Annotated in this window: 13 protein-coding genes; 7 read left to right on the top strand and 6 right to left on the bottom strand. The window is 33.7% G+C overall.

Annotated features, from left to right (window positions below; translation table 11 throughout):
- The first annotated feature begins 269 nt into the window (after nt 1-269).
- The 4 genes from P7122_RS11015 to P7122_RS11000 all read left to right on the top strand — a co-directional run bounded on the left by P7122_RS11015 (nt 270) and on the right by P7122_RS11000 (nt 3,062).
- On the top strand, nt 270-779 hold the full coding sequence (locus P7122_RS11015; protein WP_278005855.1) for a lactoylglutathione lyase family protein: 510 nt from the start codon (nt 270-272) through the stop codon (nt 777-779).
- 14 nt (nt 780-793) lie between these two features.
- Nucleotides 794-1,873 (top strand): SMP-30/gluconolactonase/LRE family protein, encoded by a 1,080-nt coding sequence (locus P7122_RS11010; RefSeq protein WP_278005854.1) that lies wholly within the window; start codon nt 794-796, stop codon nt 1,871-1,873.
- Nucleotides 1,874-1,936: 63 nt separating this feature from the next.
- Entirely contained in the window at nt 1,937-2,272 is a 336-nt protein-coding gene (locus P7122_RS11005; protein ID WP_278005853.1) for a DUF3703 domain-containing protein, read from the top strand.
- A gap of 250 nt (nt 2,273-2,522) precedes the next feature.
- Nucleotides 2,523-3,062: a sigma-70 family RNA polymerase sigma factor gene (locus P7122_RS11000; protein WP_278005852.1), complete on the top strand. Its 540-nt coding sequence runs from the start codon at nt 2,523-2,525 to the stop codon at nt 3,060-3,062.
- Here the strand turns inward: P7122_RS11000 and P7122_RS10995 are convergent.
- Nucleotides 3,059-3,454, bottom strand: coding sequence for a hypothetical protein (locus tag P7122_RS10995; RefSeq protein ID WP_278005851.1), 396 nt, complete (start codon nt 3,452-3,454; stop codon nt 3,059-3,061). The genes P7122_RS11000 and P7122_RS10995 overlap by 4 nt on opposite strands.
- 116 nt (nt 3,455-3,570) lie before the next feature.
- Here P7122_RS10995 and P7122_RS10990 point away from each other — a divergent pair, with 116 nt between their 5' ends.
- Nucleotides 3,571-4,014 carry an Lrp/AsnC family transcriptional regulator gene (locus P7122_RS10990; protein WP_278005850.1) on the top strand — a complete coding sequence of 148 codons (444 nt, stop codon included), beginning with the start codon at nt 3,571-3,573 and terminating at the stop codon, nt 4,012-4,014.
- 25 nt (nt 4,015-4,039) lie between these two features.
- On the opposite strand, the gene P7122_RS10985 is transcribed toward P7122_RS10990, so the two are convergent.
- From P7122_RS10985 to P7122_RS10975, 3 genes are read right to left on the bottom strand one after another with little or no spacing between them, the layout of a single operon-like run.
- Entirely contained in the window at nt 4,040-4,522 is a 483-nt protein-coding gene (locus P7122_RS10985; RefSeq protein WP_278005849.1) for a hypothetical protein, read from the bottom strand.
- Nucleotides 4,519-5,496, bottom strand: a complete 978-nt coding sequence (locus P7122_RS10980) for a YpdA family putative bacillithiol disulfide reductase (protein WP_278005848.1) — start codon at nt 5,494-5,496, stop codon at nt 4,519-4,521. Before P7122_RS10980 ends, P7122_RS10985 begins: the two co-directional genes overlap by 4 nt.
- A 31-nt stretch (nt 5,497-5,527) precedes the next feature.
- The gene (locus P7122_RS10975) at nt 5,528-6,739 is read right to left on the bottom strand and encodes an MFS transporter (protein ID WP_278005847.1); all 1,212 of its coding nucleotides are present in this window, start codon (nt 6,737-6,739) and stop codon (nt 5,528-5,530) included.
- A gap of 234 nt (nt 6,740-6,973) precedes the next feature.
- Between P7122_RS10975 and P7122_RS10970 the strand changes: the two genes are divergently transcribed.
- Nucleotides 6,974-7,573, top strand: a complete 600-nt coding sequence (locus P7122_RS10970) for a DUF1684 domain-containing protein (RefSeq protein WP_437130091.1) — start codon at nt 6,974-6,976, stop codon at nt 7,571-7,573.
- 56 nt (nt 7,574-7,629) lie between these two features.
- Here the strand turns inward: P7122_RS10970 and crcB are convergent, their stop codons facing one another.
- Together crcB and P7122_RS10960 are read right to left on the bottom strand one after the other, a co-directional pair.
- Complete coding sequence (crcB, locus tag P7122_RS10965) at nt 7,630-7,995, bottom strand: fluoride efflux transporter CrcB (protein WP_278005845.1); 366 nt, start codon at nt 7,993-7,995, stop codon at nt 7,630-7,632.
- Entirely contained in the window at nt 7,996-9,009 is a 1,014-nt protein-coding gene (locus P7122_RS10960) for an SRPBCC family protein (protein WP_278005844.1), read from the bottom strand. It abuts the gene before it with no gap.
- Nucleotides 9,010-9,096: 87 nt separating this feature from the next.
- On the opposite strand from P7122_RS10960, the gene P7122_RS10955 reads away from it, so the two are divergent.
- On the top strand, nt 9,097-11,136 hold the full coding sequence (locus P7122_RS10955; protein WP_278005843.1) for a dipeptidyl-peptidase 3 family protein: 2,040 nt from the start codon (nt 9,097-9,099) through the stop codon (nt 11,134-11,136).
- Nucleotides 11,137-11,440 lie beyond the last annotated feature (304 nt).

The following is an 11,440-nucleotide window of genomic DNA, read 5'->3' as shown; positions in this document are numbered from 1 at the left end:
AAATTTTTCAACTGTAAGAAAGAAAAATTTGAGCAGACTGCTTATCCCAAACTTGTTTTGGGATCTCATAAAATTATAGTCACTTAATTACTTTAAAAATTTGTGTGAATCACTTATGCTGAGCGTAGTCGAGGCATCTTATAAAATGATTACAAACAACCATTCCAATTGAAAACGGAATGGTTGTTTTATTTTTTATAAAACCTATAACATACTTTCAGTAAAACACCCAATAACTTTGCATTCTATTCAAAAGATTAAATAACGTTATGACAACATATCCAAAACGATTTTCGCATATTGGTATTACAGTGCCAGATATTAATAAAGCCGCTAAATTTTATTCAGAAGTGATGGGTTGGTACACCATTATGCCACCATCTTTAGTAAAAAAGGAAACCGATACTGCCATAGGGCAAATGTGTATTGATGTTTTTGGCGATGATTGGGAAACCTTTGAAATCGCGCATTTAGCAACGTCTGATGGTATAGGTGTAGAGCTGTTCAGTTTTCCTCACGGTAAAAAGGAAGCGCCAGAATTTAATCCATTTAATACAGGTTTGTTTCATTTCTGTGTGCAAGATCCAGATATTGAAGGTTTAATTGAAAAAATTGTTGCAGCTGGTGGAAAACAGCGTATGCCAATTAGAGAGTATTACCCAAACGATAAGCCTTATAAAATGTGTTATGTTGAAGATCCTTTTGGGATTGTTTTCGAAATTTATACACACAGTTACGAGTTAACGTATTCGTCTGGTGCTTATGCAAATGAAGGCTAATAAAATGTTTTAAAATGAAAAAGTTATTCATAGTATCACTATCTGTTGTATCATTTTTCGCTTGTAAAAACGATACTAAAAAAGAAACAGAAGACATTAAAACTTCAGAATCAATTTCTGAAAATAAGCAAGATGTTATTGAAGTTGCCAGTTTTAAAGGTCAGCAAGTCACAGGTGTTACGGTAACGCAAAACGGTCGTGTGTTTGCTAACTTTCCAAGATGGCGAGATACGGTTAAATATTCTGTAGTTGAGGTGTTTGAAGATGGTTCATCTAAGTCGTATCCAAACGACATTTGGAATTTATGGCAACCAGGCGAGCAGCCAAAAGACGATCAATTTCTAGGTGTGCAATCTGTAGTTGCTTTTGAGGATAAATTGTATGTTTTAGATACGAGGAACCCTAAATTTTCAGGTGTTGTAGATGCGCCAAGAGTGTTCGTATTTAACTTAAATACTAATGTTTTAGAGCAAACGTATAAGTTAGATAAGGACAGCTATCATAGCGATTCTTACATTAACGATTTGCGTGTAGATAAAGCAAATAACAAATTGTATTTTACAGATTCTGGTCACTCAGGATTAGTTGCTTTAGATTTAAAAACCGGAAAAAGTACTCGAATTTTAGATAACCATAAAAACACTACAGCGGAAGTGTCTGAGCTTACGTTTAATAACAAAGTTTGGAAAAATACAGTGCATTCTGATGGAATTGCGTTTGACCAAAAAAATCAACGCTTATTTTACCACGCGCTTACAGGTTACAGTTTATACTCTATTCCTGTGAGTAGTTTCAATTTGAAAAACTCAATTGAAATTGAAGCTTCCGTAAAATTTGAAGCTAAAACTGCAGCACCAGACGGAATGATTTTTGACCAAAAAGGTAATCTGTATTATGCCGATTTAGAGCACAATAAAATTAATTATATCACACCAAACGGAACTATTAAAACTTTAGTTGAAGGAGATGATGTAAAATGGGCAGATACTTTTAGTATTTACAATGGGTATTTGTATTACTCCAATTCTAGAATTAACGAGGCTTCAGGCGATATAAGTAACTTAGATTTCACTATTAATAAAGTAAAGCTCTAAGAGGTAATTTCCTTTTTGCATCTTTTTCATAAATCTGGCGTCTATTGGCAAACCATTGAAGTTATGAAACAGAATACCATTAAAGATGCATTTTATAATGAATTGCAACTCGGAAAGAAACTGCTTAAGAAAAATCAATTCTCTAAAGCATTCTATCGTTTTGAAAATGCGCACATTTTAGGACAAAATCACCTGTATAGGCATACGATTTCTCATTTTTGGCTGTTGTTTTGGGCGATAAAAAATCAAAGTGTTAATGAAGCTTTTGGGCAGATCTTAAGAATACTGGCTTCAGTTTTATTCACTTTATTTTGGGTTCCTGTTGGGAATACAGGTGGTGCAAACGTCTCAGCAGTAAAACCAATGCCAATTCGAAAAGAGCTTCAAAAATATTTTTAAAAAAGTTGCATCTTTTTTCAACTTCTATCGTCTATTAGGCGAACATTAAATCCTTAAGTTATGAAAACAGATAAAACTTGTCAATGCAATTGCGAACCTTGTAACAATGGAAAATGTACAGATTGTACTTGCGAAAATTGTACGTGTACCAATTGTAATTGTTAAATTTATAGTCACTTAGAGTGCGGTCGAAAACACATCTCGACTGCACTCAATGTGATAACTGATTAATAGTGATATACGATTTATTATGACTACTAAAGAAGCTTGGGACACCTATTCATCAGACATAAAACGTTTTATAATTAGTAAAACTAATGATGTTAATATTGCAGATGATATTCTGCAAGACACTTTTATTAAGGTACATACAAAACTTCATACTTTACGAGATGACGACAAGCTAAAACCTTGGCTGTTTTCTGTGGCCAGATATACTGTTTTAGACCATTTTAAAACTTCAAAAATTAAAGTTGAACTGAATGGTTTTGAAGCTGAGGATACAACTTTAAATCCAGAGCATACCGAAAAAGATTGCTTAAGAGGTATTCTAGTAAACTTGCCAAAAAAATACAGAGAACCCATTTTCTTGTCAGACATTATGGGTTTAAAACAACAAGAAGTCGCTGAGCGTTTAAACCTTTCCTTACCAACAGTTAAATCTCAAATACAACGTGCCAGAAAACAAATAGCTCAAGGTTTTATGGATTGTTGTGGCTACCAAATGAACGATGAAGGTCATTTAGTTGGCGAGATTAAAGATAAAAAGGATTGTAAGGTTTGTAATTAAAGTGTTAGCATCCAATTGCGCTTCAGTTTTCTAAAGGTTCTGATTTCGCCACGTAAAAGCGGTAAATAATCTTTACCGTTACTCTTAGAACGCTCTAAACGTCTGCAGTTACTGTATAGTTTGCTGGTTAAACGCTCTAGGCTATCTAGATGTTTGTGTTTTTTGTCAGAATGACGCTCGCGTTCTGCATTAATAATTTCTGGTGCCAGGTTTGTGGATTGTTGCACAATATCGCCAGAAAAGTAAATGTCGCTATCTTCTGTACCATCTTCGTTCAAATAAGATAAATCGTGATTAATGTATGTCGAGATACTTCTCGAAAGCATAATAATATCCATTGCCTTTTGATATACAGGCAGTTCTGATAAATGCGAAGGTAGGTGGTAACTCATAATTTCAATAGCAATTGTTACGAAATTACTCAAGAAAAATGAGATTTAACTTTAATATTTAAGGTTAAATATTATATTAGCTTTAATATTTATGTTATTTTAAATTATTTCTTTAAATGGTTATTGATAAACTCAATTGGAAGATTTTAAAGTGTCTGCAACAAAATGCGCGTATGTCTAATACAGAGATTGGAAGACGTGTTGGTATTACCTCACCTGCTGTAAGTGAGCGTATTAAAAAGATGGAAGATGCCGAAATTATTCAAGGATATACCACTTTTGTTTCGCCTTTTGAAGCTGGCTATCAGTTAAAGGCATTAATTACCTTAAGAGCATTTATGGGAATGTTGAAACCCTTTCTGGAAAAAGTAAAAACCTACGACGAAGTTGTAAACTGCTACCGAATTACAGGAAACGAAAATATTGTAATGGAAGTGGTCTTAAAAAATCAAAAACACTTAGAAACGTTCATAGACCAATTAATTACTTATGGAGAAACTAAAACACAGATTGTATTATCTCACGTGGTAAAACATAGTGAGATTAAGCCTTTAAAGTGATTTAATCTTCATCAAAAAAATTATCTTAGTTAAAGGGAATATCATCATCTGGGTCGTGATCGTCGTAATTTATACCTGGCGGATTAAAAAGTCCCCAACGATCTATGATGTAGTTCCATATATCAAAGGTTTTAACCCACTCAGCAAAAAGTATTCTAAATTCATCTATTTCGTTACGTAACAAGTCTAGGTATTCCTCATCCTTATAGCCGTGCATTTGTAATCCTCGGGCATCGGTTATAAGTTCTCTTGCGGCTTTTCTTATGATGGTAGCATTTTCCATTTTTAAATCATATGGTGTGTCCTCACTGGCCACACTAGCAATTTTAGCAGGAATAATCATCGCATTTTTTCTAAGATAATGGAGGTTGTTTTGTAGCATTTCTGCTTCAATTTCTTTTTTAAATTCTATGTCTGTCTGCTCAACGGCTTTTACCAAATGCTCTACAAGATTTAATATGTCTTCTGCCTTTTGGAATAGTGGTAATTTTTCCCAGTCTTCTTTCATAGTTTTTGTTTTAATTTGATATGCTCTGCAATCATTTTAGCGTGAATGCGAGAGTTTTCAATAAACCATTTGTGCGTTTCCATTCCACCACAAATTACACCTGCGAGATACAACCCTTTTATATTAGATTCCATTGTTTTGTCGTCGTAGAAGGGAATATGACGTTCGTCTTTAGAAAATTCAATTCCTGCTTTATTCAAAAACTTAAAATTAGGTTGGTAACCCGTTAAAGCCACGACATAATCGTTTGGTAAAATGATTTCGCCATCAGGTGTTTTGACAGTAATCTGATGTTTTTCAATTTTAATAATTTCAGAATTAAAATAGGCTTTAATGCTGCCCTCTTCAATTCGGTTGATAATATCTGGTCTTACCCAATATTTTACACGCTCGCCAATACTTTCGCCTCGAACAATCATTGTAACATTTCCACCTTTGCGGTATATTTCTAAAGCCGCATCTACAGACGAATTACTGGCACCAACAACAGCAATATTTTGCAAAGTAAAAGGATGTGCTTCCTTGTAATAATGAAACACTTTTGGCAAATCTTCGCCAGGTACATTCAGCAAGTTTGGTATGTCATAAAACCCAGTCGCTATAATGACTTTTTTTGCTTTGTAATGGCTTTTGCTGGTAATGACTTCAAAATGATTTTCAACCTTGTTAATAGTTGCTACTTCTTCATACAATTTAATGTTTAATTGATTTGAGGTTGCCACTCTTCGGTAGTACTCTAAAGCTTCGTTTCTGGTTGGTTTAGGATTGTTGCTTATAAAAGGAATATCGTCAATTTCCAGCTTTTCAGAAGTTGAAAAAAAGGTCATATTCAAAGGATAATTAAAAAGTGAATTGGTTAATGCGCCTTTTTCAATGACAGCGTAGTTCCAGTTATGTTTTTTACATTCTAAGGCGCAGGCAATCCCAATAGGTCCTGCGCCAATAATTATGATGTCTAAATCTGTTTTTTTCATAGGTTTTATAAAGGTAACGCAATTCGAAATTTTAACTCAAATTACGTTCTTTTATTAACATTCTTTTTAAATATAATAGTAATAAAACACCAACAAAACTAAGTGCTAACATAATAAACCAAGTAGTGTCGTACCCTAAATTATCAACCAATCTTAGACCAATATTATGCCCAAAAATGTGCGCAATGGAAAATGTCATTACGTACATAGAAAGATACTCGCCTTGCTTTCCTTTTTTGGCACGTTCCATTGCAAATGCGTTAGAAAACGGAAAGGCAATCATCTCGCCAACAGTCATAAATAAAATACCAATAACCAATATGCCAGTCCACGAGGTTAGGTTAATGACCAAAAAGCTAATCGCTGTAAGTAATAACCCGAATAAGGTTAAGCCAATTTTTGAACGTTTTAACTGCTCTAACCAATGGATTAATGGCATCTCTAATAAAAAAATGAACAAGCCATTTAAACCTAAAAGCAATCCAATTTCAACAGGTGTTAACGTGTGTACTTCTTTGTAATACAAAGGCATTGTAGAAAAATACTGTAAGAATACTATACCAAAAATTACCATAGCTACAAAAAACACCCAAAACGGTTTGTCGCTGTATACAGATTCTGGGTTTTCAACTTTAGTTTCGTCTAATGGTTTTGCTTTTCTAGGATTTAAAACAGAAATCAATAACAGTGTTGCCAATATACAAGTAACACCATCTACCCAGAATAAACCACCATAACCCATTGTGGAAATGATTAATCCACCAACAGCAGGCCCAGCCGAAAAACCAAGGTTTATAGCAAGTCTTATCAATGTTACAGAGCGTGTTTTGTTTTCTGGTTTGCTGTATACGCTCATGGCCACAAACATTGCAGGTCTAAAGGTGTCTGCAACAAGCATAACAAAAAATATAGCTAAGCAAATACCTGCAAAAGTGTCTAAAAACTGTAAAGCAATAAATAAGATACCAGTACTAAAAAGACTTCTTACCATAACCTTGTAGTAGCCAATAGAGTCAGTAAGTTTTCCGCCAATCCACGTACCAGCAACAGAGCCAAGTCCAAAAGCACTCATTACCCAACTGATTTGTGATAATGATAAACTTTTGTCTTCTTCGAGATATAAGGTTAAAAACGGAATGACCATTGTACCTGCACGATTAATAAATGTAATGAGCGCAAGCCACCAAACTTCATTAGATAAACCATTAAAGGTTTTAAAGTAATTGTTGAATAATGTTTTCATTTTGGTTGATTGATATAAAAATAAAAAGTCCGACGGTTACGTCGGACTTTTAAATATTGTTTAATAGTATATAGGAATAGCTACAATAGATAATACGTCCGAATGATTTCCGAAGAAATTGTCCAGGTTTGTTTGGTATATCTATAAACTGTTAACATATTATTTTTTAATAACTTGAATCAAAGCTACAATAAAATTTGATAAGTTGTATTTTTGGGTTTTAAATATTTAATGATGAAAAACTTTTTTTTAATTTTTTTATTGGTGTGTACAGTTGCATGTGCACAAGACAAGCAAGCATTAAGTGGTGAAACTGAATGGCAAAAAGAAATGAATGCTGATTTTAAAGATGCTAGTAAGTCGCCATTAAAGAAAAAAGATTTAAAAAAGTTTAAAGGTTTAGATTTTTTCAAATTTGATAGCACTTTTGTTGTAAAAGCCGTGTTGAAGAGAACACCTGAAACAAAGTGGTTTAAAATGAAAACAACTACAAGTAGAGAGTCTGAAGAACGTGTGTTTGGTATTCTAACGTTTGAGTTGAAAGGGCAGAGTTTTCAATTAAATGTGTATCAAGGTAAAGAATTAATGACTACTGAAGGCTATGAAGATTATTTGTTTTTACCTTTTTTAGATGATACTAATGGCGACACAACTTATGGAGGAGGACGCTATATTGATTTAAGAATTCCTGAGGAAAATGAAATAGAAATAGATTTCAACAAAGCTTATAATCCTTATTGTGCATATAACGAAAAGTATTCTTGTCCAATTGTACCTAGGGAAAATTATTTGCCACTAAAAGTTGAAGCAGGAGTAAAGGCTTTTAAGAAGTAAACTATGTTCTAAGCCAGTATTTAAAGTCTTCCCTTTGGGAAGATTTAGATGGGTTTTTACTTAACCAAATACATTCCTAAGAACACAGCTAAAAAGCCAACAATAAAACTAGCAATAGTATAAATCGCAAAAGTCATAAAATCGCCTGATTTTAAAAACACATGATTCTCATAAGCAAAGGTTGAAAATGTGGTAAAACCACCACAAAAACCGGTTGCAAGTAGCAAGGTTTGGTTTTGTGTAAGACTATCATTTTTGGCAGCAAGCCCAAGGATAATCCCAATTAATAAACTACCAATAATGTTGGCGGCAAAAGTACCGTAAGGAATACCTGTTTGGTTACTGTTTAGCCATTTTCCTATGAGGTAACGAAGTGTACTTCCAAATCCACCACCAATAAAAACGAGAATGAGTTGTTTCATCTATTTTATAGGAATGTAGATTTCGGTAACCCAATCTGCGGGATTTGGATAATTTCCTGGGTCAGTGGTGTAGATTTCAAAAGGCTTTTCTTCAGATTGTTCTAAATTGTTTTCTGCTAAATGCTTCATAGTAGCTTCCCAGGCCTTAGGTAAATTGGTGTAGTTACCTTTAAAAGTAGTTTTTAAAACTTTTATATTCGGAATGAAGTTAATAGAAACATCAGAACCTTCTGGTAATACGATTTTTTCTTTTACAGGAATTCCATTACTCATTATTACATCAGTAGAACTCATATCGTTGTATACTGTTAGTGGCATTCCAGATTGTTTTATACCATTTTTACCCATAAACATCATAATGGCACCAAAATTTTCGCCCATTTTAGCACTAATGTTTTGAGAATTGGCATTAGTCGTTTTGTATAGGTAGTAGCCACCACCATATTCAGTGACGCCATTTATTGTGACTTCAAAACGCTTCATATCTTCTTGTGTAATGCTATCTAATTTTTCTAAACTACGTTCATAATTAGGACCAATTAGTTTTTCCATACCTCCCATAAGAGTGGAAACAAGTTTAAAACCAAAGGGTAGATTTTTTCCAGAGATAGACCAGGTTACATCTGTAGAGCCATCTTCTTTAGGTTCCAGTTTCCAGGATACATCAGATTTAGGAAATTCAGCAATCTGCATTTCTTGGGTAATAGAATTGTGAGGATTGGCCGCAACAGTTGTCATAGTGCCAACACCATCTTTATCTTCCCAAGAATATGAGCCACCTACACCTTCGTGTTTTTCAGGGAAGGTTAGTTTCATTTCAGGATCCGCTTCAATCCAAGACGACCAGTCTTTCCAAGTTTCAAAATCTATAATTTTATTATACAGTACTTCTTGAGGAGCTTTTATGTTTCGGGTTCGCGTAACTTCAAAAGAATTTGGTTGTACTGCAATGTATATTGATAATCCAATAAATAGAATAAGGAGCAGTAACAGTATATATTTTAGAGCCTTCATTTTAGTTTTATTTAGTAGTTATCCAAAGATAGTAATTTGTCTTATAAGTGTTACATTTGTGAGAATTCAAAAAAACTAACTTATAATATGAACTTAAAATCAATATTTGCAATTTGCTTTATAGCGGTTTTTGCTTGGTCTTGTAAAAATGACAGTAAAGAGCCAGTAAAGGACGATACTACAGAAAAAGTAGCAGGAGAATTTGATTTTAATGTAGAGCAATTTGCCGACATTAAAATCTTACGTTATCAAATTTCTGGATGGGATAATTTAAGTCTAAAAGAACAGAAATTAGTGTACTATTTAACTCAAGCTGGTTTAGCAGGTCGTGACATCATGTGGGATCAAAACTACAGACACAACCTTAAAATCCGTAAAGCTTTAGAGAACGTTTACAGTAACTATTCTGGAGATAAAACTTCTAAAGATTGGATGGCTTTTGAAGAATACTTAAAACGTGTTTGGTTTAGTAATGGTATTCATCATCACTATTCTAACGACAAGTTAAAGCCTACGTTTTCTAAAGATTACTTAAATGAATTATTAAAAGTAACAAGCACCAAATTAGATGGTGTTGCTTTTGATGTGATCTTTAATGATGAGGATTCTAAGAAAGTAAATCAAGCTAAAGGTGTAGACAACGTTGCATTATCTGCGGTAAATTTTTACGGACCAAATGTTACTAATGCTGATGTAGAAAAATTCTATGCAGCAAAAAAATCACCAAATCCTAACCAGCCTTTATCTTATGGGTTAAACTCACAGTTAGTAAAGGAAGATGGTGTATTAAAAGAGCGTGTATATAAATCTGGAGGGCTTTACGGTTCTGCAATAGATGAAATCGTTAAGTGGTTAGAAAAAGCACAAGGTGTTGCAGAAAACAAAGCACAAGGAGATGCATTAGGATTATTAATTCAGTATTATAAAACTGGAGATTTACAAACCTGGGATGATTACAATGTTGCTTGGACAGCAGCTACCGAAGGTAATGTAGATTACATTAATAGTTTTATTGAAGTATATAACGATCCATTAGGATACAGAGGTTCTTATGAGACAATTGTACAAATCAATGATTTTGAAATGTCTAAAAGAATGAAAGTGTTATCGGATAACGCGCAGTGGTTTGAAGATAATTCTCCTTTAATGGATGAGCACAAAAAGGATAGTGTAGTAGGTGTTACGTACAAAGTAGTTGCTGTTGCTGGTGAAGCAGGTGATGCATCACCAAGTACTCCAATTGGTGTTAACTTACCAAATGCCAACTGGATTAGAAAGGAAGTTGGAAGTAAATCTGTATCTCTAGGTAACATTATTGAAGCTTATGCAAATTCAAAAGGTTCTGGTCGTTTAAAAGAGTTTGTACACGATGAAGAAGAGTTACAACTTGAAGAAAAGTATGGGCAATTAGCAGACAAGCTTCACACAGCATTGCACGAAGTTATAGGTCATGCATCTGGTCAGTTAAATCCTGGAGTAGGAGAGACTAAAGAAACATTAAAGAACTATGCATCTACTCTAGAAGAAGGACGTGCAGATTTAGTAGGTTTATATTATTTATACGATTCTAAACTTCAAGATTTAGGATTAGTTGACGATTGGAAATCTGTAGGAAAAGCAGCTTACGATGGTTACATAAGAAATGGACTTATGACTCAGCTAGTTCGTTTGAATTTAGGTGACGACGTAGAGGAAGCACATATGAGAAACCGTCAATGGGTTTCTGCTTGGGTATTCGAAAAAGGAAAAGCAGACAACGTTATTGAAAAGGTTACCAGAGATGGAAAAACATATTTTAATATTAATGATTACGATAAGTTACATGAACTTTTTGGTCAGTTATTAAGAGAAACACAGCGTATTAAATCTGAAGGAGATTATGCTGCTGTTGAAGCTTTAGTAGAAGGTTATGGAGTTAAGGTAGATCAAGCAATTCACGCAGAAGTTTTAAAGCGTAACGAAGCTTATCCAGATCCACCTTACAGTGGTTTTGTAAATCCTGTTTTAGTACCAGAGATGGATGAAAACGGTGAAATTACTGCCATTAAAGTAACGCAGCCAGTAGGATTCCCAGAGCAAATGTTAGAGTATAGCAAAACGTATAACTTTTTACCAGAAGTAAACTAAATATACGTTTGTACTGAGATTTTAAAAGCAGCCTATTTGGGCTGCTTTTTGTTTGTACTAAAAAATAATAGAAGTCCGTTTATTACTAACAGAATTAAAATAGAGTATAAAATTATCATAGTTTCTTTTTTAATATAACAGCCTAGAGTTAAAAACACCTAGTAGATAAAATGTTAAAAAAGAAGTGAAGTATAAAAAGCTACATCAAAAGAAACTTAACTGCGGCAATCATGCCTATAAAGCCAATGAAAGCAATAAGAACCCAGATTGTTCCTTTGTAATAGACTTTGTGAATTTTTAAGTC

Source organism: Winogradskyella marincola (assembly GCF_029624125.1).
GTDB lineage: Bacteria > Bacteroidota > Bacteroidia > Flavobacteriales > Flavobacteriaceae > Winogradskyella > Winogradskyella marincola.
This window is presented reverse-complemented; position numbering and strand designations above follow the sequence as displayed.

Coding starts and splice junctions, on each gene's coding strand:
- P7122_RS11015 (WP_278005855.1), top strand. CDS start 270: ATGACAACATATCCAAAACGATTTTCGCATATTGGTATTACAGTGCCA.
- P7122_RS11010 (WP_278005854.1), top strand. CDS start 794: ATGAAAAAGTTATTCATAGTATCACTATCTGTTGTATCATTTTTCGCT.
- P7122_RS11005 (WP_278005853.1), top strand. CDS start 1,937: ATGAAACAGAATACCATTAAAGATGCATTTTATAATGAATTGCAACTC.
- P7122_RS11000 (WP_278005852.1), top strand. CDS start 2,523: ATGACTACTAAAGAAGCTTGGGACACCTATTCATCAGACATAAAACGT.
- P7122_RS10995 (WP_278005851.1), bottom strand. CDS start 3,454: ATGAGTTACCACCTACCTTCGCATTTATCAGAACTGCCTGTATATCAA.
- P7122_RS10990 (WP_278005850.1), top strand. CDS start 3,571: ATGGTTATTGATAAACTCAATTGGAAGATTTTAAAGTGTCTGCAACAA.
- P7122_RS10985 (WP_278005849.1), bottom strand. CDS start 4,522: ATGAAAGAAGACTGGGAAAAATTACCACTATTCCAAAAGGCAGAAGAC.
- P7122_RS10980 (WP_278005848.1), bottom strand. CDS start 5,496: ATGAAAAAAACAGATTTAGACATCATAATTATTGGCGCAGGACCTATT.
- P7122_RS10975 (WP_278005847.1), bottom strand. CDS start 6,739: ATGAAAACATTATTCAACAATTACTTTAAAACCTTTAATGGTTTATCT.
- P7122_RS10970 (WP_437130091.1), top strand. CDS start 6,974: ATGAAAAACTTTTTTTTAATTTTTTTATTGGTGTGTACAGTTGCATGT.
- crcB (WP_278005845.1), bottom strand. CDS start 7,995: ATGAAACAACTCATTCTCGTTTTTATTGGTGGTGGATTTGGAAGTACA.
- P7122_RS10960 (WP_278005844.1), bottom strand. CDS start 9,009: ATGAAGGCTCTAAAATATATACTGTTACTGCTCCTTATTCTATTTATT.
- P7122_RS10955 (WP_278005843.1), top strand. CDS start 9,097: ATGAACTTAAAATCAATATTTGCAATTTGCTTTATAGCGGTTTTTGCT.